The 23,867-nt window shown below is 74.5% G+C and carries 20 protein-coding genes, 1 pseudogene and 1 riboswitch; of the genes and pseudogenes, 12 read left to right on the top strand and 9 right to left on the bottom strand.

What is annotated here, in order from left to right; translation table 11 throughout:
* Nucleotides 1-4: 4 nt before the first annotated feature.
* Nucleotides 5-2,464 (bottom strand): DNA gyrase/topoisomerase IV subunit A, encoded by a 2,460-nt coding sequence (locus RLT57_RS24700; protein WP_311299456.1) that lies wholly within the window; start codon nucleotides 2,462-2,464, stop codon nucleotides 5-7.
* Nucleotides 2,465-2,655: 191 nt separating this feature from the next.
* On the opposite strand from RLT57_RS24700, the gene RLT57_RS24705 reads away from it, so the two are divergent.
* The 4 genes from RLT57_RS24705 (at nucleotide 2,656) to RLT57_RS24720 (ending at nucleotide 7,734) form a co-directional block, all read left to right on the top strand.
* Nucleotides 2,656-4,044 carry a M16 family metallopeptidase gene (locus RLT57_RS24705; protein WP_311299457.1) on the top strand — a complete coding sequence of 463 codons (1,389 nt, stop codon included), beginning with the start codon at nucleotides 2,656-2,658 and terminating at the stop codon, nucleotides 4,042-4,044.
* Nucleotides 4,041-5,426, top strand: a complete 1,386-nt coding sequence (locus tag RLT57_RS24710; protein WP_311299458.1) for a M16 family metallopeptidase — start codon at nucleotides 4,041-4,043, stop codon at nucleotides 5,424-5,426. Before RLT57_RS24705 ends, RLT57_RS24710 begins: the two co-directional genes overlap by 4 nt.
* Nucleotides 5,427-5,629: 203 nt before the next feature.
* Nucleotides 5,630-5,782, top strand: a riboswitch (cyclic di-AMP (ydaO/yuaA leader).
* A gap of 15 nt (nucleotides 5,783-5,797) precedes the next feature.
* A complete protein-coding gene (locus RLT57_RS24715) occupies nucleotides 5,798-6,724 on the top strand; it encodes a M23 family metallopeptidase (protein WP_311299459.1) in 927 nt (308 codons plus the stop codon).
* Nucleotides 6,725-7,059: 335 nt separating this feature from the next.
* Nucleotides 7,060-7,734 (top strand): GntR family transcriptional regulator, encoded by a 675-nt coding sequence (locus RLT57_RS24720; protein WP_311299460.1) that lies wholly within the window; start codon nucleotides 7,060-7,062, stop codon nucleotides 7,732-7,734.
* A 159-nt stretch (nucleotides 7,735-7,893) separates the two neighbouring features.
* Here the strand turns inward: RLT57_RS24720 and RLT57_RS24725 are convergent, their stop codons facing one another.
* On the bottom strand, nucleotides 7,894-8,175 hold the full coding sequence (locus tag RLT57_RS24725; protein ID WP_311299461.1) for an HPr family phosphocarrier protein: 282 nt from the start codon (nucleotides 8,173-8,175) through the stop codon (nucleotides 7,894-7,896).
* Between the two features lie 165 nt (nucleotides 8,176-8,340).
* Here RLT57_RS24725 and RLT57_RS24730 point away from each other — a divergent pair, with 165 nt between their 5' ends.
* The 4 genes from RLT57_RS24730 (at nucleotide 8,341) to RLT57_RS24745 (ending at nucleotide 13,915) form a co-directional block, all read left to right on the top strand.
* Nucleotides 8,341-11,238: a GNAT family N-acetyltransferase gene (locus RLT57_RS24730; protein WP_311299462.1), complete on the top strand. Its 2,898-nt coding sequence runs from the start codon at nucleotides 8,341-8,343 to the stop codon at nucleotides 11,236-11,238.
* Nucleotides 11,239-11,338: 100 nt separating this feature from the next.
* Nucleotides 11,339-11,923: a DUF5998 family protein gene (locus RLT57_RS24735; RefSeq protein ID WP_311299463.1), complete on the top strand. Its 585-nt coding sequence runs from the start codon at nucleotides 11,339-11,341 to the stop codon at nucleotides 11,921-11,923.
* A complete protein-coding gene (locus RLT57_RS24740) occupies nucleotides 11,923-13,116 on the top strand; it encodes an alkaline phosphatase family protein (RefSeq protein WP_311299464.1) in 1,194 nt (397 codons plus the stop codon). Before RLT57_RS24735 ends, RLT57_RS24740 begins: the two co-directional genes overlap by 1 nt.
* A gap of 148 nt (nucleotides 13,117-13,264) precedes the next feature.
* Nucleotides 13,265-13,915 (top strand): thymidine kinase, encoded by a 651-nt coding sequence (locus RLT57_RS24745; RefSeq protein ID WP_311299465.1) that lies wholly within the window; start codon nucleotides 13,265-13,267, stop codon nucleotides 13,913-13,915.
* Nucleotides 13,916-14,009: 94 nt separating this feature from the next.
* Here the strand turns inward: RLT57_RS24745 and RLT57_RS24750 are convergent, their stop codons facing one another.
* Genes RLT57_RS24750 through RLT57_RS24760 form a run of 3 tightly spaced genes read right to left on the bottom strand, consistent with a single transcriptional unit; the run spans nucleotide 14,010 to nucleotide 15,330 of the window.
* Nucleotides 14,010-14,294: an InlB B-repeat-containing protein gene (locus RLT57_RS24750; protein ID WP_311300853.1), complete on the bottom strand. Its 285-nt coding sequence runs from the start codon at nucleotides 14,292-14,294 to the stop codon at nucleotides 14,010-14,012.
* Complete coding sequence (locus tag RLT57_RS24755; RefSeq protein ID WP_311300930.1) at nucleotides 14,201-14,794, bottom strand: hypothetical protein; 594 nt, start codon at nucleotides 14,792-14,794, stop codon at nucleotides 14,201-14,203. Before RLT57_RS24755 ends, RLT57_RS24750 begins: the two co-directional genes overlap by 94 nt.
* Nucleotides 14,788-15,330 (bottom strand): glycosyl hydrolase family 28-related protein, encoded by a 543-nt coding sequence (locus tag RLT57_RS24760; RefSeq protein WP_311300854.1) that lies wholly within the window; start codon nucleotides 15,328-15,330, stop codon nucleotides 14,788-14,790. Before RLT57_RS24760 ends, RLT57_RS24755 begins: the two co-directional genes overlap by 7 nt.
* On the opposite strand from RLT57_RS24760, the pseudogene RLT57_RS24765 reads away from it, so the two are divergent.
* The 3 genes and pseudogenes from RLT57_RS24765 to RLT57_RS24780 form a co-directional block, all read left to right on the top strand.
* Nucleotides 15,262-15,804 (top strand): annotated as a pseudogene (locus tag RLT57_RS24765) (ThuA domain-containing protein); the annotation flags it as partial. The gene RLT57_RS24760 and the pseudogene RLT57_RS24765 overlap by 69 nt on opposite strands.
* 85 nt (nucleotides 15,805-15,889) lie before the next feature.
* The gene (locus RLT57_RS24770; protein WP_399129328.1) at nucleotides 15,890-16,672 is read left to right on the top strand and encodes a Gfo/Idh/MocA family protein; all 783 of its coding nucleotides are present in this window, start codon (nucleotides 15,890-15,892) and stop codon (nucleotides 16,670-16,672) included.
* 231 nt (nucleotides 16,673-16,903) lie between these two features.
* Nucleotides 16,904-18,115: an ROK family transcriptional regulator gene (locus tag RLT57_RS24780; protein WP_311299466.1), complete on the top strand. Its 1,212-nt coding sequence runs from the start codon at nucleotides 16,904-16,906 to the stop codon at nucleotides 18,113-18,115.
* Between the two features lie 203 nt (nucleotides 18,116-18,318).
* On the opposite strand, the gene RLT57_RS24785 is transcribed toward RLT57_RS24780, so the two are convergent.
* Entirely contained in the window at nucleotides 18,319-18,603 is a 285-nt protein-coding gene (locus tag RLT57_RS24785) for a hypothetical protein (protein WP_311299467.1), read from the bottom strand.
* Between the two features lie 171 nt (nucleotides 18,604-18,774).
* On the opposite strand from RLT57_RS24785, the gene RLT57_RS24790 reads away from it, so the two are divergent.
* Nucleotides 18,775-19,602, top strand: coding sequence for a sulfurtransferase (locus RLT57_RS24790; protein ID WP_311299468.1), 828 nt, complete (start codon nucleotides 18,775-18,777; stop codon nucleotides 19,600-19,602).
* 367 nt (nucleotides 19,603-19,969) lie between these two features.
* Here the strand turns inward: RLT57_RS24790 and sepH are convergent, their stop codons facing one another.
* The 3 genes from sepH to RLT57_RS24805 form a co-directional block, all read right to left on the bottom strand.
* Entirely contained in the window at nucleotides 19,970-21,007 is a 1,038-nt protein-coding gene (gene sepH / locus RLT57_RS24795; RefSeq protein WP_311299469.1) for a septation protein SepH, read from the bottom strand.
* A gap of 339 nt (nucleotides 21,008-21,346) precedes the next feature.
* Nucleotides 21,347-22,666: a D-arabinono-1,4-lactone oxidase gene (locus tag RLT57_RS24800; protein WP_311299470.1), complete on the bottom strand. Its 1,320-nt coding sequence runs from the start codon at nucleotides 22,664-22,666 to the stop codon at nucleotides 21,347-21,349.
* The gene (locus RLT57_RS24805; protein WP_311299471.1) at nucleotides 22,626-23,867 is read right to left on the bottom strand and encodes an MFS transporter; all 1,242 of its coding nucleotides are present in this window, start codon (nucleotides 23,865-23,867) and stop codon (nucleotides 22,626-22,628) included. The genes RLT57_RS24800 and RLT57_RS24805 overlap by 41 nt, the downstream gene beginning before the upstream one ends.

Consider the following 23,867-nt stretch of genomic DNA (forward strand, 5'->3'; position numbering starts at 1 on the left):
TGATCTACACGGGACCGGCCAATACTGAGACCTGCTTGAGAAGAGGTACTCCGGAGCCGTCGCGGCGAGGGTCCTTCGGCGGCAGATCGGCCGGGGCGCCGGTGGCGGTCGCCGCGCGGACCGGGGTGGCGCCCGCCCAGGCCAGCGCCAGACCGGTCTCGCCCCGCAGGAAACGCTGGCAGCGCACCCCGCCGGTGGCGCGCCCCTTGCGCGGGTACTGGTCGAACGGGGTGAGCTTCGCCGTGCCCTGGGGCTCTCCCTGATCCGCGTCCTCCAGCGTGGCCTCGGCGCGGGCCACGGTGAACACCACCGCGTCCACCGCCGGATCGACCGCTGTGAAGGAGATCACCTTCGCACCGTCGGTCAGCTTGATGCCCGCCATGCCGCCGGCCGGGCGGCCCTGCGGGCGCACCTGGGAGGCCGGGTAGCGCAGCAGTTGGGCGTCGTCGGTGATGAAGACCAGGTCCTCCTCGCCGGTCCGCAGCTCGACCGCGCCCACCACCTGGTCGCCTTCCTTGAGGGTGATGACCTCCAGGTCGTCCTTGTTCGCCGGGTAGTCCGGCACCACGCGCTTGACGACGCCCTGTTCGGTGCCCAGCGCCAGACCGGGCGAGGACTCGTCCAGCGTGGTCAGGCACAGCACCCGCTCGTCGTCCTCCAGCGACAGGAACTCCGCGAGTGGCGCGCCCCCGGCCAGCGAGGGCGGGCCCGCGGTGGGCGGCAGCATGGGCAGGTCGATGACGGTCAGCCGCAGCAGCCGCCCGGCGGAGGTCACCGCGCCGATGTCGGCCCGGGCGGTGGTCGGCACGGCCGAGACGATCACATCGTGCTTGGCGCGCCTGCCGTCGTCCTCCCCGGACCCGCCGCCGATCTCGGTGCGGGCCAGCAGCCCGGTCGAGGAGAGCAGCACCCGGCAGGGGTCGTCCGCGACCTCCAGCGGCACCGCGGCCGGCGGGGTGTCCGCCGACTCCAGCAGCACCGTGCGGCGCTCGGTCCCGTACTGCTTGGCCACCGCGGCCAGTTCGGCCGACACCAGCTTGCGCAGCTCGGCGTCGGAGTCCAGGATCCGGGTTAGCTCGGCGATCTCCGCGTTCAGCCGGTCCCGCTCGGACTCCAGCTCGATCCGGTCGAAGCGGGTCAGCCGGCGCAGCGGGGTGTCCAGGATGTACTGGGTCTGGATGTCCGACAGGCCGAAGCGCTCCATCAGCCGCTCCTTGGCCTGCGCGGCGTTCTCGCTGGCCCGGATGATCGTGATGACCTCGTCGATGTCGACCAGGGCCACCAGCAGGCCGTCCACCAGGTGCAGCCGGTCGCGGCGCTTGGTGCGGCGGAACTCGCTGCGCCGCCGCACCACTTCGAAGCGGTGGTCGACGTAGACCTGCAACAGCTCCCGCAGGCCCAGGGTGAGCGGCTGGCCGTCCACCAGGGCCACGTTGTTGATGCCGAAGGAGTCCTCCATCGGCGTCAGTTTGTAGAGCTGCTCCAGTACGGCCTCCGGGTTGAAGCCGTTCTTGATCTCGATGACCAGCCGCAGGCCGTGTTCGCGGTCGGTGAGGTCCTTGACGTCGGCGATGCCCTGCAGCCGCTTGGCGCCGACCATGTCCTTGATTTTGGCGATGACCTTCTCGGGCCCCACGTTGAAGGGCAGTTCGGTGACGACCAGGCCCTTGCGGCGGGCCGTCACGTCCTCCACCGCCACCGTGGCGCGGATCTTGAAGGTGCCGCGCCCGCTCTCGTACGCGTCCCGGATGCCGGACAGGCCGATGATCCGGCCGCCGGTCGGCAGGTCGGGCCCCGGCACGTACCGCATCAGGGCGTCCAGATCGGCGCCCGGGTATCTGATCAGGTGGCGGGCGGCGGCGATCACCTCGCCCAGGTTGTGCGGCGGCATGTTGGTGGCCATGCCGACCGCGATCCCCGACGAGCCGTTGACCAGCAGGTTCGGATACGCCGACGGCAGTACGGCCGGCTCCTGCTCCTGGCCGTCGTAGTTCGGCGCGAAGTCGACGGTGTCCTCGTCGATCGACTCGACCATCAGCTGCGCCGGGCCGGACATCCGGGCCTCGGTGTAGCGCATGGCGGCCGGCAGGTCGTCCAGCGAACCGAAGTTGCCGTGGCCGTCCACCAGCGGCAGCCGCTGCGAGAAGGGCTGCGCCATCCGCACCATGGCGTCGTAGATGGACGAGTCGCCGTGCGGGTGCAGCTTGCCCATCACCTCGCCGACGACGCGGGCGCACTTCACGTAGCCGCGCTCCGGGCGCAGGCCCATCTCGTTCATCTGGTAGACGATGCGGCGGTGCACCGGCTTCATGCCGTCGCGGGCGTCGGGCAGCGCCCGCGAATAGATGACCGAGTAGGCGTACTCAAGGAAGGAGCCCTGCATCTCGTCCACGACGTCGATGTCGAGGATGCGCTCCTCGAAACCGTCGTCGGGCGGCGGGGTCTTCGTCGTGCGGCGGGCCATCTCGGCGGCGCTCCTTCGTCTGGACCTGGGGACTGCTGCCGACCATTGTGGACCGCGCCGCCGACAGCACCGACCACCGCCCGGCGCGGGCGCGCGCCGTCCGCGGGAACTTCGCGCGGCACCGGCTCGCTTCCCTAGAGTGGCAGCACTCTACGCAGTCACCAGCACGCGATCGGAAGGACAGCCTGCCCATGGGTCACACGGCCACCCCGGAGGCACACTCCAGCGGCCTGACAGCCACCGAGCACCGCCTGGCGAACGGCCTGCGAGTGGTGCTCTCCGAGGACCACCTCACCCCGGTCGCGGCCGTCTGCCTCTGGTACGACGTCGGTTCACGGCACGAGGTCAAGGGCCGCACCGGCCTGGCCCACCTCTTCGAGCACCTGATGTTCCAGGGCTCGGCCAGCGTGAAGGGCAACGGCCACTTCGAGCTGGTGCAGGGTGCCGGCGGGTCGCTCAACGGCACCACAAGCTTCGAACGCACCAACTACTTCGAGACGATGCCCGCCCACCAGGTCGAACTGGCCCTGTGGCTGGAGGCCGACCGGATGGGCAGCCTGCTCACCGCGCTGGACCAGGAGAGCCTGGACAACCAGCGGGACGTGGTGAAGAACGAGCGCCGCCAGCGGTACGACAACGTGCCCTACGGCACCGCCTTCGAGCGCCTCACCGCCCTCGCGTACCCCGACGGCCACCCGTACCACCACACCCCGATCGGTTCGATGGCCGACCTGGACGCTGCCTCGCTGGAGGACGCCCGGGCGTTCTTCCGTACGTACTACGCGCCCGGCAACGCGGTGCTCACGGTGGTCGGCGACATCGACCCGGAGCAGACGCTGGCCTGGATCGAGAAGTACTTCGGCAGTATCCCGGCGCACGACGGCAAACCCGAGCCGCGCGACGGCTCGCTGCCGGAGGTGATGGGCGGGGAGACCCGCCAGGTCGTCGAGGAGGACGTGCCCTCGCGCGCCCTGATGGCGGCCTACCGGCTCCCCGAGGACGGCACCCGGCAGGGTGACGCGGCCGACCTGGCGCTGACCGTGCTGGGCGGCGGGGACTCCTCCCGGCTGCACAACCGGCTGGTGCGGCGGGACCGTTCCGCGGTGACGGCCGGTTTCGGGCTGCTGCGGCTGGCGGGGGCCCCCTCGCTCGGCTGGCTGGACGTCAAGGCGTCCTCCGGGGTCGAACTGAGCGCCATCGAGGCCGCGGTCGACGAGGAGCTGGCCCGGTTCGCCGCGGAGGGTCCGACGCCCGAGGAGATGGAGCGGGCACAGGCACAGCTGGAGCGTGAGTGGCTGGACCGGCTCGCGACGGTGAACGGCCGGGCCGACGAACTGTGCCGGTTCGCGGTGCTGTTCGGCGACCCGCAGCTCGCCCTGACCGCGGTGCAGCGGGTGCTGTCCGTCACCGCTGAGGAGGTCAGGGCGGTGGCCGCCGCCCGGCTGCGCCCGGACAACCGGGCGGTCCTGGTCTACGAGCCCACCGGCGGCGACCGGGCCGGGGCCGGGGACGGCGAGGACGAGGCCGGCCCGGCCGGGAGCGGCGCCGAGGCCATCGAACAGGAAGAGAGCGAAGCATGAGCGAGACCGCGGCCGTCATGACGTTCCACCCGCAGCCGCAGCCGGGCAAGCCCAAGCCGTGGGCCTTCCCGGCGCCGGAGCGGGGCGCTCTGCCCAACGGGCTGACGCTGCTCACCAGCCACCGGCCCGGCCAGCGGGTCATCGCGGTCGAGGTGGTGCTGGCCGCGCCGCTGGACGCCGAACCCGCCGCCCTGGAGGGCGTGGCCACCATCATGGCCAGGGCGCTGTCCGAGGGCACCGACGAGCACTCCGCCGAGGAGTTCGCCGCCGAGCTGGAGCGGTGCGGCGCCAGCCTGTCCGCGCACGCCGACCACGCGGGGGTGCGGGTCTCCCTCGAAGTGCCCGCCTCCCGGCTCGACAAGGCGCTCGGCCTGCTCGCCGAGGCGCTGCGCGCGCCCGCCTTCGCCGAGAGCGAGATCAAGCGGCTGGTCGCCAACCGGCTGGACGAGATCCCGCACGAGCTGGCCAACCCGGCCCGCCGCGCCGCGATGGCGCTGTACAAGGAGCTCTTCGCGGCCGACCTGCGCTGCTCCCGGCCGCGCCAGGGCACCGAGGAGACCGTCCGCGGCATCGACGCGCCCGCGGTCCGGGCGTTCTACGAGGCGCACGTGCGGCCGTCGACCACCACCGCCGTGGTCGTCGGGGACTTCACCGGCATCGACCTGCCGGCGCTGCTGACCGACACCCTCGGCCGCTGGACCGGGGACAAGGCCGAGCCGCGTCCGCGCCCGGCGATCACCTCCGACGACACCGCCCGGGTGGTGGTCGTCGACCGGCCCGGCGCGGTGCAGACCCAGCTGCTGGTCGGCCGTACCGGCCCGGACCGCCAGGACCCGGTCTGGGCGGCGCAGGTGCTCGGCACCTACTGCCTGGGCGGGACGCTGACCTCCCGGCTGGACCGGGTGCTGCGCGAGGAGAAGGGCTACACCTACGGGGTGCGGGCCTTCGCGCAGGTGCTGCTGACGTCCGCGGACGGCACCGGCGCCGCGCTGCTGGGGATCAGCGGCTCGGTGGCCACCGAGGTCACCGGCCCGGCGCTCGCGGACGCCTGGCAGGTGATCCGCACCCTCGCCGAGGGCGGCCTCACCGAGGAGGAGCGGGACGTCGCGGTGCAGAACCTGGTCGGGGTCGCGCCCCTGCGCTACGAGACCGCCGCGGCCGTCGCCGACACCCTGGCCGACCAGGTCGAGCAGGAGCTGCCCGACACCTACCAGGCCGAGCTGTACGCCCGGCTGGCCGCCACCGGCACCGTGGAGGCGACCGCCGCGGTGGTCAGCGCCTTCCCGCTAGACCGGCTGGTGGTGGTCCTGGTGGGTGACGCCGCCACCATCGCCGAGCCTGTCCGCGAGCTGGGCATCGGCCCGCTGACCGTGGTCGGCTGAACCCGGCGGCGCAGCCGCCCCCTCCTCCGCCCGGAACCCCGGTCGCCCCACAGGCACCGGGGTTCCGGGCGTTTTGCGCCCCGCCGGGCGGTGTGTGGCGTGCGCTACATATCGGCTGATCTGTTTGGTGTACGGCTGACCGCGCGGTTAGCGTCGGCGCACGTTGCCCGTGGACGGCAGCGGCGCCCGGTCCGACCGGGCGCACCCGTACATCGCCGAGTCCCCCGTGAGGGGGAGCCGGGGACCCACGTCCCTGGGGTGAATCGCGGCCACCCGCCCGCCCGGGCGGATGCCCCGTAGGAGACCTTCCTGCTCCGAACCCGTCAGCTAACCCGGTAGGCGAGAAGGAAGGAAAGGAGCGACGCCTCCTCATGGCGTTCAAAGTCCTGCCCGCGCACAGCGGGAAGCACCGCCGCACCCACCCGGTCCGCACCGCCGCCACCCTGGCGGGCGTCGCCGTACTGGCCACCGGTGGCGCCATCGGCGCCACCGCGATGGCCTCCCCGGGGGCGGCCCCCGAGGCCGCGGCGCAGCCCGCCGCGTTCACCCGGGCCCTGAACGCGCACACCGCCGCCCTGGTCCGCACTCTCACCACGCAGGAGCAGGGCCAGTACAAGGCCGCCGACACCGCGAAGGCGAAGGCCGCCGCGACGGCCAGGGTCCGGCAGGCCCTGGCCTCGGCCAGGGCCGAGGCGAAGGCGAAGGCGGCAACCAAGGCCAAGGCGGCCGCGAAGGCCGGGGCAGCCGCCAGGGCCGAGGCGGCAGCCGCGGCGAAGGCGCCCACCGCGCGGGCCGCGCAACAGCCCGCCGCGAGCCGGTCGCAGACCCGGACCGCACTGCCCGCCGCGTCCGCCTCCGGTACCGGCGGCGGCACGGCCGGCAGCACCGCCACCGGCTGGATGGAGCCGGTCGGCGACGCCTCCGTCGGCACCGGCTACCAGGCCTCCGGCTCGCTGTGGTCCAGCGGCTCGCACACCGGCGTGGACTTCCTGGTCGACTCCGGCACGCCCGTGCACGCGGTCGCCGTCGGCACGGTGGTCTCCGCGGGCGCCGACGGCGCCTACGGCAACGACGTGATCATCAAGCACGCCGACGGCAAGTACACGCTGTACGGCCACCTCACCGAGCCGCTGGTGTCCGCGGGGCAGACGGTGACCGAGGGCCAGGAGATAGGCATTTCCGGCGCCACCGGCAACGTCACCGGCCCCCACCTGCACTTCGAGGTGCGCACCACCCCCGACTACGGGTCCGACATCGACCCGGTCGCGTACCTGGCCTCGCACGGCGTCGTCATCTGAGCCCGGCCGGGCCAGTTCGGACCCGTCCGAGTCCGTCCGAGTCCGTCCGAGTCCGTCCGCGACAGTCCGAACCTGTCCGAACCTGTCCGAACCTGTCCGTACCGGCTGAACCGGCCGCACCGCCCCGTACCGCCGGATCCGAGCGTCCCGGTCCGCCGCGCCGGGGCGCTCGGACGTCTTCGGCCGTCTCCGGACGCTCCCGGCCGTCCGATAGCACCCCTCCTGTCCAAAAACAAACAAAGAATTCCAGGGGTGCTTTCCCATTTCCGGGTGTGCTGGAATAGAGTCCGGCACAATACGGGGAAGGAAACGGAGTCTGCGATGCGGAGCCGGATGTGAACGGGGCGGACGGCGCGGGGCGCCGGATCTCGGCCCAGGTGGTGTGTACGGCCATCCGCGACGACATCGTCGGCGGCTTCTTCCCGCCGGGCAGCCGGCTGACCGAGGAGCTGCTCGCGCAGCGCTACGGCGTCTCACGGGTGCCGGTGCGCGAGGCGCTGCGCACCCTGGAGTCGGAGGGGTTCGTCAGGACCCGCCGGCACGCGGGGGCCTCGGTCGCCGAGCCGACCGAGCAGGAGGCCGCCGACCTGCTGGAGATCCGCGGACTGCTGGAACCGCTGGGCGCCGCCCGCGCCGCCCAGCGCCGCACCGAGGCGCATCTGAAGGTGCTGCGCGGACTGGTCCGGCTCGGCCAGGAGCGTGCCGTGCAGGGGCAGCTGTCCGACCTCCCGTCGCTGGACGGCTGGTTCCACGAGACGCTGGCGCAGGCGTCGGCCAGCTCGACGCTTGCCGCGCTGCTCACCCAGCTGCGGCACAAGATCGCCTGGGTGTACGGGGACGGCGGCAGCACGCGTGCGGTGGAGTCGTGGGAGGAGCACGCCGGGATAGTCGACGCGATCGCCCGCGGGGACGCCGAGCGGGCCCGCCGACTGGCCGCCGTGCACGTGGAGAGGGCCGCCGCGGTGAGGATCCTGAAACATCCCGTAAACGCAGCGCGCCGCCGCGCTTAACAAACGCACCGTATACAAGGTCGTAGAATTGCGGCTCCCGTAAATCCTGAAAAGCGGGACCGGGCAATCCATGGGGGATTGCCCGGTCCCGCTGTATTGCGCTGCCCGCGTTCCGGGTTCGGGCGCCGCGGTGCCGGAAATCGTCGGTCGCGGGGGCCCTCAGACCGTTTCCGGCAGCTCCTCCAGGCCCTCGGCGACCAGTTTCGCCAGCCGGTCCAGGGCGGCCTGCGCGCCCTCGGCGGGTGAGGTGAGCACGACCTCCTCGCCGCCTCGCACGCCCAGGCCCAGCACCGCCAGCACCGAGGCCGCGTTGACCGGCGAGCCGCCCGCCTTCGCGATGGTGACCGGCACGCCGGCGGCCATCGCCGCGCGGACGAAGATGGACGCCGGGCGGGCGTGCAGGCCCTCTGCCCAGCCGACGTGGACGCGGCGCTCAGCCATGGTGTCGCCCTTCGGGTCGCCGACGGGGTGCCGCCGGTACGGGTGGTGCCGGTTGTCCCGACCACTCTCGCACCGCCGGGCCGTGCCGGGACCGGCCGCGCAGCCCCCAGACTGCCCCGTGTGCGGCGGCGACGCGAGCGGGGCGCGCCCGCATACGCTGGGGCCATGACGGAGCAGCCCGCCCACCCCTATCCCGTGCACTGGGAGGCGGACGTCGTCCTGCGCGACGGCGGCATCGCGCACGTGCGGCCGATCGGCCCGGACGACGCGGAGCGGCTGGTCGACTTCTACGAGAAGGTCTCCGACGAGTCCAAGTACTACCGCTTCTTCGCGCCCTACCCCCGGCTGTCCGACCGCGACGTGCACCGCTTCACGCATCACGACTACGACGACCGGGTGGGCCTGGCCGCCACCGTGGGCGGGGAGTTCATCGCCACCGTGCGCTACGACCGCACCGCCGAGGACGGCAGCCCCGCCACCGGTAGCGACGGCACCCGCGCCGAGGTCGCCTTCCTCGTTCAGGACGCCCACCAGGGACGCGGGGTCGCCTCCGCGCTGCTGGAGCACATCGCCGCCGCCGCCCGCGAGCGCGGCATCCTGCACTTCACCGCCGAGGTGCTGCCCGCCAACCGCAAGATGGTCAAGGTCTTCACCGACGCCGGGTACACCCAGCGCCGCAGCTTCGCCGACGGGGTGGTCCACCTCGACCTCGACCTGGCGCCCACCGAGGCGTCGGTGCAGGTCATGCGGGCCCGTGAACACCGCGCCGAGGCCCGCTCGATGCAGCGGCTGCTGCGGCCCGCCTCGGTCGCGGTGGTCGGCGCCGGGCGCCGGCCCGGCGGCGTCGGCCGGACGCTGCTGCGCAACCTGGTGGCCGGCGGCTTCACCGGGCGCCTGTACGCGGTCAACCACGCGTTCCCGGCGTCCGGGGCCGACCTGGACGGGGTACCGGGCCACCGCTCGGTCGGCGCCATCGGCGAGCCGGTGGACCTCGCACTCCTCGCGGTGCCCGCGGGGCAGGTGCCGGAAGCCGTCGACGACTGCGGCGAGGCGGGGGTGCGCGGTCTGGTGGTGGTCGCGGCCGGCTACTCCGAGACCGGCGGCGAAGGGCGGGAGCGGCAGCGCCGACTCGTCCGGCAGGCCCGCGGCCACGGCATGCGGGTGATCGGCCCCAACGCCTTCGGCATCCTCAACACCGCCCCCGACATCGGCCTCAACGCCTCGCTGTCCCCGGAGATGCCGCGCCGCGGCCGGCTCGGGCTGTTCACCCAGTCCGGCTCGATCGGCATCGCGCTGCTCTCCGGCCTGCACCGCAGGGGCGCCGGCCTGTCGTCCTTCGTCTCGGCCGGCAACCGCGCCGACGTCTCGGGCAACGACCTGCTGCAGTTCTGGCAGGACGACCCGGAGACCGAAGCGGTGCTGATGTACCTGGAGTCGTTCGGCAACCCGCGCAAGTTCAGCCGGCTCGCCCGCCGCACCGCCGCCGTCAAGCCGGTGGTGGTGGTCAAGGGCGCCCTGCACTCCGGCTCGGTGCCGGCCGGGCACGCCGTCCCCGCAGCCCGCATCCCCGACGCCACCGTCTCCGCGCTGTTCCGGCAGGCCGGCGTGATCAGGGTGCAGACCGTCACCGAACTCCTCGACGCCGGGCTCCTGCTCGCCCTCCAGCCGCTCCCGCGAGGCGACCGGGTGGCCGTCCTCGGCAACTCCGAGTCCATCGGGCTGCTCACCTACGACGCCGCGCTCACCGCCGGCCTGCGGCCCGCCGCCCCGGTCGACCTGACCGCCGCGGCCCGCCCGGAGGACATCGCGGCCGCCCTCACCGCGGCCCTCGCCGATCCCGGGAACGACGCGGTGCTGGTCACCGTGACCCCGCGGGTCGGCGCGCACACCGCACCGGCCCGGCCGGCCGCCGGGCCGCCCGGCGCGCGACAGCCCACCGGCCCCGTCACCGGCCCTGACGGCCCTGACGGCCCTGACGGCGCCACCGGCCTTGACCCCGACGCCGCTTCCGCCCGCGACACAGCCCGCCCCGACCCCGCCGGCCCCGATCCCGATCCCGAGGCGGGCGACGACCCCGCTCTCGCCGACGCCCTGCGCCGCGCCGCCGAGGGCGCCGGGAAACCCGTGGCCGTCGTCCACCTCGCCCTGGACGCCATGGCCGACCGGCTCGGCTCCCCGGACGGCGCGGGGGTCCGCATCCCCGCCTACCGCGCCCCCGAGCGGGCGGTCGGCTCGCTCGCCGAGGCCGCCTCCTACGCCGCGTGGCGGGCGACCTCGGGCGCGCCGGGCCGGGTACCGGAGTTCGACGACCTCCAGCCGGCCGCGGCGGCCGAGGCCGTACGCCGGCTGCTGCCCGAGGGCGCGCCCCCGCAGGCCGAGGTCACACTGTCCGACGAGGACGCGGCGGCCCTGCTCGGCCGCTACGGCATCCGGGTACGCCGGGCGCTGCCCGCCCCCGACCCGCAGGCCGCGCTGGCCGCCGCGGCCCTGCTCGGCTACCCGGTGGCGCTCAAGACCACCGCCCCCCACCTGCGGCACCGCGCCGACCTCGGCGGCGTACGGCTGGACCTGGCCGACAAGGGCGACCTCAAGCGCGCCTACCAGGAGCTGACCGCCCGGCTCGGCGAGCCCGCCGAACTGCTGCCCGTCGTCCAGGCGATGGCGCCGCGCGGGGTGGACACGGTGGTCCGCGCCGGGGTGGACGCGGCGGCCGGGGCGCTGCTGTCCTTCGGGCTGGCCGGGGCGCCGTCCGAGCTGCTGGGCGACGTCGCGCACCGACTGGTTCCGGTCACCGACCGGGACGCCGCCGAACTGGTCCGCTCCATCAGGGCCGCGCCGCTGCTCTTCGGCTGGCGCGGCGCGGAGCCGGTGGACACCGCGGCCCTGGAGGAGCTGCTGCTGCGGGTGTCGATGCTCGTCGACGACCTGCCGGAGGTCGTCGCCGTCGACCTGGAGCCGGTGGTGGTCGCGGCCCGCGGCCTGACCGTCCTGGGCGCCTGGGTCCGCCTGGCCAGGCCGCCCGCCCGCACCGACCTGGGCCCGCGCGCCCTGGCGTCCTTCTGAGCCGGCCGGACTCCGCGCCCGGGCCGCCGCCGGCCCGCGACGGGTTCCTTCCGCGTCCTGAGGAGCCGCCACCGCACCCCGCGCCCTTAGGATGGAAGGCATGGCGAAGACCGGTACCACGACACAGGGCCTGCGCACGGCGATCGAGCGCAGCGGCTACTACCCGGCCCTGGTGGGCGAGGCCGTCGAGGCGGCGGTCGGCCGCGAACCGGTCAGCTCCTACCTGGTGCACCAGGAGACCACCTTCGACGCCAACGAGGTGCGCCGCCACGTCACCGTCCTGGTGCTCACCGCCAGCCGTTTCCTGGTCAGCCACACCGACGAGCAGGCCGCGGACGACACCTCGCCGAGCCCGTACGCCACCACCTCCACCGAATCGGTGAAGATCGGCCGGATCTCGTCGGTGGTGGTGAGCCGGGTCGTCGCCAACCCCGAGTCGTACAAGCCCGGCACGCTGCCCCGCGAGGTGGTGCTCACCATCGGCTGGGGCGCCGTCTCCCGGCTGGACCTGGAGCCCGCCGCCTGCGGCGACCCCAACTGCGAGGCCGACCACGGCTACACCGGCTCCTCCACCGCCGACGACCTGTCCCTGCGGGTCAGCGAGGCCGGCGACGGCCCCGACGCGGTCCGCCAGACGCTGGCCTTCGCCCAGGCGCTCTCCGAGGCGACAGCGGCAACGGACTGATGGCCCACCCGGTCACCGACGCGTACGGCCCCGCGCCCCTCGATCCGCGTGCCGCCCCGGTCCCCGAGTACGGCACCGGCGCGCTGTGCGACGTCATCCCCGCCGCCCTGGCCGGCTTCGCCGTCCCCGGCATGCCCCCGACCGGCCTGGTCCTGGCACCCGCCGACCGGGTGTGCGTCTTCCTGGTGGACGGCCTCGGCTGGGAGCTGCTGCTGCGCCACCCGGACGAGGCGCCGTTCCTCAGCTCGCTGCTGGGCAGCTCGCGCGGCGGCACCGGCCGGCCGCTGACCGCCGGGTTCCCCGCCACCACCGCCACCTCGCTGGCCTCGGTCGGGACCGGGCTGCCGCCCGGCGGGCACGGCCTGGCGGGCTACACCACCCTCGACCCCGGCACCGGCCGGCTGATGAACCAGCTTCGCTGGCAGCCCTGGGTCGAGCCGGCGCTCTGGCAGCCGCACCCGACCGTCTTCCGGCTGGCCGCCGCCGCCGGGATCGCCACCTGCCAGGTGTCCTCGCCCACGTTCGCCGACACCCCGCTGACCAAGGTCGCGCTGTCCGGCGGCAGCTTCCTCGGCCGGCTGACCGGCGAGGAGCGGATGGACCTGGCGGCCGACCGGCTGGCCGCCGCCGACCGCGCGCTGGTCTACACGTACTACAGCGAACTGGACGCCATGGGCCACCGGCACGGCGTCGACTCCGACGCCTGGCGCGGGCAGTTGACCATGGTCGACCTGCTGGCGCGGCGGCTCGCCGAGCAACTGCCGCCGCGCAGCGCGCTCTACGTCACCGCCGACCACGGCATGCTCGACATCCCCTTCGACGAGGAGAGCCGGGTCGACTTCGACGAGGACTGGGAGCTGCGGGCGGGCGTCGCGGTGCTCGGCGGCGAGGGCCGGGCCCGGCACGTCTACGCGGTGCCCGGCGCGGCCAAGGACGTTCTCGCGGTGTGGAGCGAGGTGCTGGGCGACCGGATGTGGGTGGCCGGCCGGGACGAGGCCGTCGACGCCGGCTGGTTCGGGCCGCGCCCCGAGGCCCGAGTGCTCGGCCGGATCGGCGACGTGGTGGCCGCCGCCCGCGACGACATGGCGATCGTGGCCAACCGCACGGAGCCGGGGGAGTCCAGGATGGTCGGGCTGCACGGTTCGCTGGCCCCCGTCGAGCAGTTGGTGCCGCTGCTCGAAGTACGCTCCTGAGACGCCGCCGGGCCCGCCCGAGGACCTGGCCCGTCCCGTGTCCGTACCCGGTCCCGGCACCTGTGCCCCCGCCCGTGCCGCACTCCGCGGCCCCGCCCCCGCCCCGCGCGCCCGGCGGACCGCCCACCGAAAGGCCGACGCCCCACCCATGTCCGAGCTGGTCTTCTTCTGCGGAACGATGGACTGCGGCAAGAGCACCCTCGCCCTGCAGATCGTCCACAACCGCACCGCCCGCGGACTCCAGTCCGTGATCTTCACCCGCAACGACCGGGCCGGCGAGGGCAAGCTCTCCTCGCGGCTCGGCCTGGTCACCGAGGCGGTCGAGGTCGCCGACGACAGCGACCTCTACGGCTACGCGGTGGGCAGGATCAGCCGCGGCGGCCGGGTGGACTACGTCGTCGTGGACGAGGCTCAGTTCCTCGCGCCGGTCCAGGTGGACCAACTGGCCCGGGTGGTGGACGACCTGGGCAAGGACGTCTACGCCTTCGGCATCACCACCGACTTCCGTACCCGGCTGTTCCCCGGCTCGCAGCGGCTGATGGAGCTCGCCGACCGGGTGGAGGCCCTCCAGGTCGAGGCGCTGTGCTGGTGCGGCGCCCGCGCCACCCACAACGCCCGCACGGTGGACGGCGTGATGGTGGTCGAAGGCGAGCAGGTCGTCATCGGGGACGTGGACCGGGACGCGGGCGAGACCGGCTACGAGGTGCTGTGCCGGCGGCACCACCGGCGGCGGATGACGAGCGCTGTCGCCGGGGCGGGCGCGCTCTCCCCCGATGTACTGCCGGTCAACCACGACTGAGCCCGCCCCGGTGCGGCACGGCCGCGCCGGGGCACGGCGAAGCGGGTCCGGGCGGCCCTCTCGGCGGTCGCCCGGACCCGCTCACGGCCGCCGGTCAGGTGCCCGCGACCGGCCCGAACCGGGCGGTGACCGTGCCGTCGGCGGTGACCGTGCCGTCGGCGGTCACCGGGACGGAGACCTCCGGTCCGGCCGCCGGGAGCGCGGCGCCGTCCAGCGTCCAGCCGAGCAGCCGGTAGCCGCTCGCCGGGGTCACGGTGACGGTCACCGTGCCGCCGCCGGCGCCGCTCAGGTCGCGGTTGGGGGCGGCCGCCGTGCCGCGCAGTTCGACCCCGGCCGGGACCCGCAGCCGGCCGGCGACCCGGTACCAGCCCGCGGGCAGGTAGACGGTGCCGCCGCCAGCGCCATGCCCCAGCGGCCGTCGACGTCGTCGACCTGGAGGGCGACGTCGGTCCGCACCACGGTGGACTGCAGGAAGGCGCCGACGAACGAGGCCTGCTGGCCCTTCACCACCTGGATGCCGGCGCGGTAGTCCGACAGTGCGATCTTCGAGAACTGGTCCCACTCCAGGTCGCCGAGGACCAGCCCGGTGCCGTTGGCCCGCGTCCAGCGGTCCAGGGCGGCCCTGGCGGGCGGCCGGTACGCCGAAGGGACTTTCGCCCAGTAGGAGTTGGCGAAGGTGACGTCCTCCCCGGTGCCGACGTCGGCGCCGTTGCCGGCGGTCGCCCCGTTGCGGAGCGCCGTGCCCTTGACGTCCTGGAGGGTCGCCGACTCGTGCACCTGGCCCTGCACCGCGGGGTCGCCGCGGTCGCTGGGCATCGTGGACACGCCGACGCCCCGGTAGGAGTTCAGCATCGTGACGTGCGCGACGGTGCTCAGCATGTAGTTCTGGTCGCCCTGCCAGGCGCGGCCCGGTATCTCGAAGGTGTAGCCGTACGGCACCGGGTCGGTGGCGCTATGCCGCGGGTAGTAGGTGGCACGCCCTGCACGGAGGCGCTGCCGCCGACCCGGAACAGCGCCGGTCCGTCCGCGCCGGACGGCAGGTCGGCGCGGACCCCGGTGCCGTACGGGCCCGAACCGCGGTCCGGGTCGCGCCGGTCGCCGCGCAGCGAGCAGAACGCCGGGACCTCCACGGTGTCGGTGATCCGGTACGTGCCCGCGCCCAGCCACACCGTGCCGCCGCCCGCGTCCTGGCAGTCGTAGAGCGCCGCCCGCACGGCGGCGGTGGCGTCCCGGCGGCCGGTGGCGTCGGCGCCGTAGTCGCGCAGGTCGAAGTCGGCGACCACGGGGTCGTCGGTGGGGTAGCGGGCGTGGATCAGCTTCGGGCGCGCGGTGACCACCCGTTGGTCGTGGACCTCCAGTCCGGCCAGCGCCACGCTGTTCGCGCCGGCCGCGTAGCCGCTGATCACCAGCCGCACCCATCGGGCGGCGGTGGCCGCGAAGGCGGTGGTGAAGGCCGGGCCCGCGCCGGTGGCCCCGGTACGGCCGGTGTCGCGGAAGCGGCTGCCGTCGGTGGAGACCTGGACGGTGCAGTCAGCGGCGGCGAAGGCTTCACGGTCGAGACCTGCGACAGCCTCGGCGTCTACGGCGACGCCGGTCTGCTGGCCGCGACCGACCTGATCATCCAGTGCTGGAGCATGGGCGAGACCACCGGCGAGCAGACCAGGGGCCTGGTCCGGGCGGTCGAGGCCGGCACCGGATTCGCCGGCTGGCACGGCGGCATCGTCGACTCCTTCCGCGGCGACGTCGACTACACCCTGCTGACCGGCGGCCAGTTCCTGATGCACCCGCCCGGCTTCGTTTCTCACACCGTCCACCTGCGCCCGGAGCGCGCCGACCACCCGGTGATCGCCGGCCTCGCCGACTTCCCGGTGCACACCGAGCAGTACTGGGTGGCCACCGACCCCGACATCGACGTGCTGGCCACTGGCCGCCGCTCGCGCCGCCGGGGTACGGGTCGGCAGCGCGCCCGACACGGTGCTCGGCACCGGTACCCGGACCGCCCGCAAACCCGTCGACGACTGGCTGATCGGCACCCCGGTCGCCACCACCGCCTTCATGACCACCCCAGGGCACGAAGCCTGGCACCCCGACCCGGAGTTCTACTACCGCCCCGGCGGCGGCCCGCTGCTCGACACGGGCCCCTACTGCCTGTCCGTCCTGGTCCACCTGCTCGGCCCGGTGGCCGAGGTCACCGGCGCCGCCGCGACCCCGCGCGCCGAACGCGTCATCGGCAGCGGCCCGCGCGCCGGACAGCGCTTCCCGGTCGAGGTCGCCACGCATGTCACCGGCGTGCTGGAACACGCCGGCGGCGCCCTGTCCACGCTGGTGACGAGCTTCGACGCGCATGCCGCCCGGCTGCCGCGCATCGAAGTGCACGGCACCGCCGGCTCGCTGTCCGTACCCGACCCCAACGGCTTCGACGGGCCCGTCGAGCTGTACGCGGCGGGCCGGTGGCAGCCGCTGCCGGTCTCGGTTGGCCACCCCGGCGCCGGGCGCGGCACGGGGCTGGCCGACCTCGCCGACGCGCTCGCCACCGGCCGCCCGCACCTGGCGTCGGCCGAACTCGCCGAGCACGTACAGGATGCCGCTCGACCAGCCGGCGCCAGTCCGTCTCGTAGGACGTCCAGCCGTAGCGCTCGGCCGCCCGGCGCACCGCCGGCTCCGACCGGCCGCAGACGGCGGTCAGTTCCAGGTCGCGCGGCAGGTCGAAGAAGCGGCCTGCGGTGCGCCAGGCATGGGAGTGGGCGGCGCCCGTGAAAGCATGGCCCACCATGCCGGTCCGCAAGGGCGGGAGTGCGGTCGTCGTCACAGGCGTCCTCCTGGCGGGCGAATCGTCATTCATCCGGCATCGACTCAAAGTCGCGTCAGCGGATAGAACGGTTCGCGGGTTTCTGCCTGAACTCCGTCATAAGTCAAGGCTCTTGACGGAAGGATCGAGGAGAAGGCACGGTGCCACCCGGTGCACCGTCCGTCCACACCCCGGGAGTCATGATCGACACACCAGTGAACCTGCGCGAGGTGGGCAGACTGCGGGTCCTGGAGGCCCTGCACGCCACCGCTCGCAGCAGCCGTCCCGAACTGGTCCGGGTGACCGGCCTGTCCCGGGCCACCGTCTCCTCGCTGATCGCCGACCTGATCGCGATCGGCCTGGTCACCGAGGACGAGGGCCCCGAGGAGCCGGAGCCGCGGCGCACCGGGCGGCCCGCGCAGTCCCTGTCGCTGGTGCCGAGCGCCGGGTACGCGATCGGCGCGGACATCGGACACCAGCACGTCCGGGTCATCCTCTGCGACCTGTTCGGGTCGGTGCTGTGGGAGCACTGGGTGGCCAAGGAGGTCGACCGGGCACCCGAGGAGACCCTCGACCTGGTCGCCGTCCTGGTCGGACGGGCCCTCCAGGAGAGCGGTGTCACCCGCGCCCGGGTGCTCGGCATCGGCGCCGGCATCGCCTCCCCGGTGGAGAAGCACAGCGGAGCGCTCGGCGCCGAGGGCATCATGCCCGGCTGGGTCGGCATGCACCTCACCGACGAACTGCGCCGCCGCACCTCGCTCCCGGTTCGTGTCACCAACGACGCCAACGCCGGGGCACTGGCCGAACGGATGTACGGCGCCGGGCGGCAGTCCGGCGACATGGTCTACATACGGCTGTCCGCCGGCATCGGCGCGGGCATCGTCAGCAACGGGCGGCTGCTGCTCGGCGCCCGCGGCCTGGCCGGCGAGATCGGCCACCTGCCGCTGATCACCGACGGCCTGATCTGCCGCTGCGGCAACCGCGGCTGCCTGGAGACGGTGGCCAGCCCGGTCGCCATCGCCCGCCTGCTGTCCGACAGCTGGGGCCAGCAGGTGTCCGCCCGCGACCTGCCCGAACTGATCCGCCGCCGCAACACCGGCGCGCTGCGGGCCATCCGGGACGCCGGCGACGCGGTCGGCCGGGCGCTGTCCACGCTGGTCACCCTCCTCAACCCCAGCCTCATCGTGGTCGGCGGCGACCTGGCGAGCGCCGGCGAGGACATCCTCGAACCGATGCGGGCGGGGCTGCGCCGCCACACCCTCCCCTCCGCCGCGGAGAGCGTCGAGATCGTCACCGGCGGCCTCGGCGACGGCGCCGAGGTACGCGGCGCGGCCGGCCTGGTACTCGCCGACGCGCCCCAAACCCTCTCCGCCACCACGGGCGAGGCCCCGGCCGCGGCGGAACCGGCCTGACGGCCGGCCGAACCGGAAGCAGCCGGCGGCTCCCTTACGGCCGGCGCACCCGCGGAAGGCCGCGCCTTCGGCGCGGACCGCGCCGGAGCGGGCGGCACCGGCCGGGCGTGCCGGTAACCCGTCGGGAGGGCTGCCGCCTCCGGGCGGCGGGACTGCGATGAGCAGGGCCGCCGGTGACGGGACGGCTGCCGGACGGCTGCGCCTCACAGGTCGGCGGTGGCGGGCAGCACCGGGGTGCGCCGGCGGCCCGCCGGGAAGACGGCCGCCCCCCGGACCGCCGGGTCGGGTGGGGTCGGCGGTGCGTGTGCGGGTGGCCGGGACCTCGGGTCCGGCGGGGCCAGCGTGTAGCGGCCCAGCTGCGGCGGCCCCGGGGCGAACTCCCAGCCGAACAGCGCCCCGTGGAAGTCCTGCGCCCGCTCGGCCCGCTCGGCCATCAGACTGGCCCAGCAGGGCGTGCCCGGCGACCGCCGGCTCGGTACCTCGGTCATGGGAAACGTACTCCGCGCGGGGGCGCCCTGCCACGCGCCCGGCAGTTCGGTGTCGGTGCGCGCCGATCGTTCCACCGCGGGCGGCCCGGCGCCGTCGTGACGTGCCGTGTCCTGGCGCGCGTCGCCCACGGGGGCGGGCGGCGGTCCGGGGGCGGCTGTCACAATGGGCGGATGGAACACATTATCTCCGTGGCGGAACTCGCCGACGTGCCCGACGGGACGGCGATCCTCGACGTCCGCTACCGCATGGGCGGCCCGCCGGGGGCCGAGGAGTACGCCAAGGGCCACATCCCCGGCGCGCGCTACGTCGACCTGGACGCCGAACTGGCCGGGCCGCCCGGCGCGGGCGGGCGGCACCCGCTGCCGCGCCCGGAGGACCTCACCGCCGCGCTGCGGCGCGCCGGGGTCGGCCGGGACCGGGACGTGGTCGTGTACGACGACTGGAACGGCTGGGGTCCGGCCCGCGCCTGGTGGCTGCTGCGCTGGGCGGGCCACCGGCGGGTCCGGGTGCTGGACGGCGGCCTCGCCGCCTGGAAGGCCGCGGGGCTGCCGCTGAGCACGGAGGAACCCGCGCCGGGCGGCGGCGACTTCACCGCGGCCCCCGGCGGGATGCCGGAGCTGGACGCGGACCAGGCGGCCGGACTGGCCCGCCGCGGGGTGCTGCTCGACGCGCGGGCCGGTGAGCGCTACCGCGGCGAGACCGAGCCGATCGACCGGACACCCGGGCACATCCCCGGCGCGGTCAACGCCCCCACCACAGCCAACGTCGGTCCCGACGGCCGCTTCCTGCCCGCCGGCGACCTCGCCGCCCGCTTCGCCGCCCTCGGTGCCCACCCGGCCGCCGAGGTCGGTGTCTACTGCGGCTCCGGCGTCTCCGGCGCCCACGAGATCCTCGCGCTGGCCGTCGCCGGCATCCCCGCCGCCCTCTACGTCGGCTCCTGGTCCGCCTGGTCCGCCGACCCGACCCGCCCGGTGGCAACGGGCCCGAACCCGGGCTGACACCGGCCCCACCGCCGCCACCCTGCGGGCCCGGTCCGGGGCCGGCGCCCGCGACCCGCGCGTGAACGACCCCGGTCCCGGGCCGCAGGCGCCGGCGCGCGCGCCGGTACGGGTAAGGGGCAGCCACCCTCGGGCGGCTGCCCCTCACGGCCGTCGGCTCCCGGTCCAACGTCCCGGTGGCTGCGTCGCGATCACGCACGGGGGACAGGGGCCTGTCGGTGGGATCTGCGCGGCGTCGCGGGCCCCGGTCCGCACGCCTGCCGCGTTCCCGCCGGTCGGCGGCACACCACGCCGCCTCCCTCCCCGGCCTCGCCTGCGCACGCACCGGACCCCGCTCCCCGACCCGCGGAGATCCGAACGACTGACCCTAGTCCTGCTTCTTGCGGCGGCTGCCGAAGACGATCTCGTCCCAGCTCGGCACGGTGGCGCGGCGGCCGGGGCGGACGCCGTCCGCCTCGGCCTGGCGGTCGGTGGAGCCCTTGAGCCGGTCCCGGTGCCCGGCCACGGCCCGCGGCATCAGGACGTCGGCGTAGGCGGAGCCCGCGCTGGCGGCCGGAGCCGCCTCCTCGGCCTCCTCGACCGGCACCTCGGCCGCCGGAGCGGCGTCGGGGCCGGGCGGCGGCGCGGGGACCACCATGTCGCCCCGGAAGCTCGGCACCGCCTCCAGCAGGCTGGTCAGCGAGTCCCGCTCCTCCGCGGTGGCCTCCGCGCGCTCCTCCCCCCGCGGTTCGCCCTGCTGCCGCTCCAGGGCCCGGTCCATCGGACGGTCCCTGGGCAGCCTGGCGATCCGCGGCACGAACGGGAAGCTCGGCTCCTGCTGCGCCGCCTGGCTCTGGGTGGTCTCGCCGATCAGCGACCTGGCCTCGTCATCCACCGCCTGCACCAGCCGGCGCGGCGGGTCGTACGTCCAGCTCGCCGAGTGCGGTTCACCGGCCACCTTGTAGATCAGCAGCACTTCCCAGGTGCCGTCGTCCCGCCGCCAGGAGTCCCACAGCACGTGGTCCTTCTCCGCGCCGCGCAGCAGCAGCCGCTCCGCGACCGCCTCGCCCAGCTGGGGTCCGGTGCTCTCGCCCTGCCGCCGTACCGGCGTCTTCCTGGCCCGCTCGGCCATGAACGCGCGCTCGGCCAGCACCGGTCCCTCGAAGCGGCGGACCCGCTCCACCGGGATGCCGGCCAGCTGCGCGACCTCCTCGGCGGAGGCGCCGGAGCGTATCCGCGCCTGGATGTCGCGGGGCCGCAGGTGGCTCTCCACCTCGATCTCGATCTGGCCCAGACGGGCGCGGTCGTTGCGCACGGCAGCCCGCAGCCGCTCGTCGATAGGGAGCGTGTATTCCGTGCTGTCGGCAGCTTTGAGCACCAGTCGTGTGCCGTCGTTGCTGACGGCCACGACGCGCAGTTCGGGCACGGTTACCTCCCGGGTGGTGCCTGCCGACGTCCGTTGCGTCGCTGCTCCCGTTGGACACGAGTGTGGCCTGCCCGGGTGCAGCGTGCCACAACCTTGCACAGTTACCCGGCGTGTCGGGTGTACATGGTGACACGCCGTTATGGGACGGTGGTCAATTGGCCACGGAGCGTGACCAACGGGCGTCCGGACGGGCACCGGGCGCCGGGATTCGCCACGGTACTCCATTCGGGCCACCGTGAGGTGGCTGCCGCGCCGTCGAATGTCTCGGCGTGGAGCGGGAGTTGAGTGATGCGACTCACAAGTGCGCCGGGTGCGCGCCGGGCAAAGGGGGACGTACTCCTACGAACCCAGCACCCTCCGCAGGTAGTCGTTGGCGAACAGCCGTCCCGGGTCGAGCCGATCCCGCAACCGGGTGAACTCCTCGAACCGGGGATACACCGAACCGAGGTACGCCGCGTCCCGGGTGTGCATCTTCCCCCAGTGCGGCCGGCCGCCTTGCGCGGTCATGATCCGTTCCACCGCGGTGAAGTACTCCTGATAGCGGCTGCCCCGGTACATGTGCACCGCGATGTACGCGCTGTCTTGCCCGAACGCGGTGGACAGCGGGATGTCGTCGGCGGGCGCGACCCGCACCTCCACCGGGAAGCTGATCCGCAGATCCGACCGCTCCACCATCGCCCGCAGCTCGCGGACCGCTTCCACCGCGGCCTCGCGCGGCACCGCGTACTCCATCTCCACGAACCGCACCCGGCGCGGACTGGTGAACACCTTGTACGGGATGTCGGTGTACGTACGGGCGGACAGCGCGCGGCTGGAGACGCGGGCGATGCCCGGGATCGCGGCCGGCGCCGCCCGGCCGAGCGCGCACGCCGCCTGGAAGACCCCGTTGGACAGCAGTTCGTCGTCGATCCAGCCGCGGACCGTCGGCACCGGGGCGGCCGGTCCCTGGCTGCGGTTGTTCCGCTTGGTGTTGCAGCTCGCGGTGTGCGGGAACCAGTAGAACTCGAAGTGCTCGTTCTCGGTGGTCAGCCGGTCGAACTCGGCCGTCACCCGGTCGAAGGACATCGGCTCCTCCCGGGCGGTCAGCAGGAACACCGGCTCCACCGCGAAGGTGACCGCGCTGACCACGCCCAGCGCGCCGAGCCCGACCCGGGCCGCGGCGAACACCTCGGGGTTCTCCTGCGCCGAGCAGTTCAGCACCGTGCCGTCCGCGGTCACCAGCTCCAGCGCCCTGATCTGGGCGGCGATCGAGCCCGAGTCGCGGCCGGTGCCGTGGGTGCCGGTACTGGTGGCGCCGGCGACCGTCTGCTCCATGATGTCGCCCATGTTGGTCAGCGACAGGCCCTGCGCGGCCAGCGCCGCGTTGAGGTGCCTGAGCTGCACCCCCGCCTCGGCCGTCACGGTGCCCGCCGCCCGGTCGACGGCGCGGATCGCGGTCAGCCGCTCGGGGCGGATCAGCACCCCCTCGGTGGCCGCGGCGGCGGTGAAGGAGTGCCCGGAGCCGACCGCCTTCGCGGTCAGCCCGTCCCGCGCCGCCCGGCGCAGCACCTCGGCCAGCTCCGCCGCCGAGGCCGGGGCCTCGCTGCGGACCGGCCTGGCCGACACGTTGCCGGCCCAGTTACGCCACGCCTTCTCGGCTGTGCTGACCGGTCCGGCCATCCTCGTACTCCTCCCGCTCCGGCGCCGGCCGCAGCCGGCGGTACCCGAGGAACGCCACCGCCACCGCGACCACCGCCGCGGAGGCAGGTACCGCGAACGCCGCCGACGCGCCCCGGCTGTCGATCACCCGGCCGGCGAGCGCGGCACCGGCGGCGATACCGACCGCCAGCCCCGTGGAGGTCCACGTGATGCCCTCGGTCAGTCTCGCCCGCGGTACCAGCTGCTCCACCAGGCCCATCGCGGTCACCATCGTCGGAGCGATGGTCAGGCCGTTGAGGAACAGCGCACCGGCCAGCAACCACAGGTTCCCGACCAGTAGTGGCGGGATCATACTCACCGCCATCAGCGATATCCCCAGCAGGAACCGGCCGGTGATCGTACCGCGCGGCCTGAGCAGCCCGAACGCCAGCCCCGCCAGGCACGACCCGAGCGCGTAGGCGGCCAGTACCAGGCTGGCCAGCGCCTTGTGGCCGCGCTCGTCGGCGAAGGCCACCGTGGTCACCTCCACCGCTCCGAAGATCGTACCGGTGCCGACGAACACCCCGGCCAGCACCGGCACACCGCGGAAGCCCAGTGCCGAGCGCCCGGCGGCCCGGTCGCGCGGGTGCGGCGGCGGCTCGGTGCCGCGCTGGGCCGACAGCAGCAGCACGCCCGCGGTGAGGAAGACCGCCGCCAGCAGCGGTCCCGCCTCGGCGAACCACGCCGTGCACAGCCCGATGGACAGCACCGGCCCCACCATGAAGACCACCTCGTCCAGGGAGGACTCCAGGGCGTAGGCAGTGTGCAGCCGCTCCGGCGAACCGCGGTAGAGCTCGGTCCACCGGGCGCGCACCATCGCGCCCACGCTCGGGGTGAACCCGGTGCCCGGTACGCACCCGAAGTACACCCACTCCGGCGCCCCGGTGCGTACGGCGACCAGCAGCGACACCACTGACAGCACCGTCACCGCGCAGGCCGGGCGCAGCACCCGCCGCTGGCCGAGGCGGTCGACCAGCCGCGAGACCTGCGGGCCGCAGACCGCGGCCGACAGGGCGAGTTCGGCCGACAGCGCGCCCGCCAGCCCGTAGCGGCCGGTGAGCTGCGAGACCATCGTCACAATGCCGATGCCCAGCATGGACAGCGGCATCCGGCCCACCAGCCCGGCGGCGGAGAACGCCCTGGTGCCGGGGACCGAGAAGATCGCGCGGTACGGGCTGCTCAC

Source organism: Streptomyces sp. ITFR-21, from assembly GCF_031844685.1.
Classification (GTDB): domain Bacteria; phylum Actinomycetota; class Actinomycetes; order Streptomycetales; family Streptomycetaceae; genus Actinacidiphila.

Coding starts and splice junctions, on each gene's coding strand:
- RLT57_RS24700 (WP_311299456.1), bottom strand. CDS start 2,464: ATGGCCCGCCGCACGACGAAGACCCCGCCGCCCGACGACGGTTTCGAG.
- RLT57_RS24705 (WP_311299457.1), top strand. CDS start 2,656: ATGGGTCACACGGCCACCCCGGAGGCACACTCCAGCGGCCTGACAGCC.
- RLT57_RS24710 (WP_311299458.1), top strand. CDS start 4,041: ATGAGCGAGACCGCGGCCGTCATGACGTTCCACCCGCAGCCGCAGCCG.
- RLT57_RS24715 (WP_311299459.1), top strand. CDS start 5,798: ATGGCGTTCAAAGTCCTGCCCGCGCACAGCGGGAAGCACCGCCGCACC.
- RLT57_RS24725 (WP_311299461.1), bottom strand. CDS start 8,175: ATGGCTGAGCGCCGCGTCCACGTCGGCTGGGCAGAGGGCCTGCACGCC.
- RLT57_RS24730 (WP_311299462.1), top strand. CDS start 8,341: ATGACGGAGCAGCCCGCCCACCCCTATCCCGTGCACTGGGAGGCGGAC.
- RLT57_RS24735 (WP_311299463.1), top strand. CDS start 11,339: ATGGCGAAGACCGGTACCACGACACAGGGCCTGCGCACGGCGATCGAG.
- RLT57_RS24740 (WP_311299464.1), top strand. CDS start 11,923: ATGGCCCACCCGGTCACCGACGCGTACGGCCCCGCGCCCCTCGATCCG.
- RLT57_RS24745 (WP_311299465.1), top strand. CDS start 13,265: ATGTCCGAGCTGGTCTTCTTCTGCGGAACGATGGACTGCGGCAAGAGC.
- RLT57_RS24755 (WP_311300930.1), bottom strand. CDS start 14,794: ATGCTGAGCACCGTCGCGCACGTCACGATGCTGAACTCCTACCGGGGC.
- RLT57_RS24780 (WP_311299466.1), top strand. CDS start 16,904: ATGATCGACACACCAGTGAACCTGCGCGAGGTGGGCAGACTGCGGGTC.
- RLT57_RS24785 (WP_311299467.1), bottom strand. CDS start 18,603: ATGACCGAGGTACCGAGCCGGCGGTCGCCGGGCACGCCCTGCTGGGCC.
- RLT57_RS24790 (WP_311299468.1), top strand. CDS start 18,775: ATGGAACACATTATCTCCGTGGCGGAACTCGCCGACGTGCCCGACGGG.
- RLT57_RS24800 (WP_311299470.1), bottom strand. CDS start 22,666: ATGGCCGGACCGGTCAGCACAGCCGAGAAGGCGTGGCGTAACTGGGCC.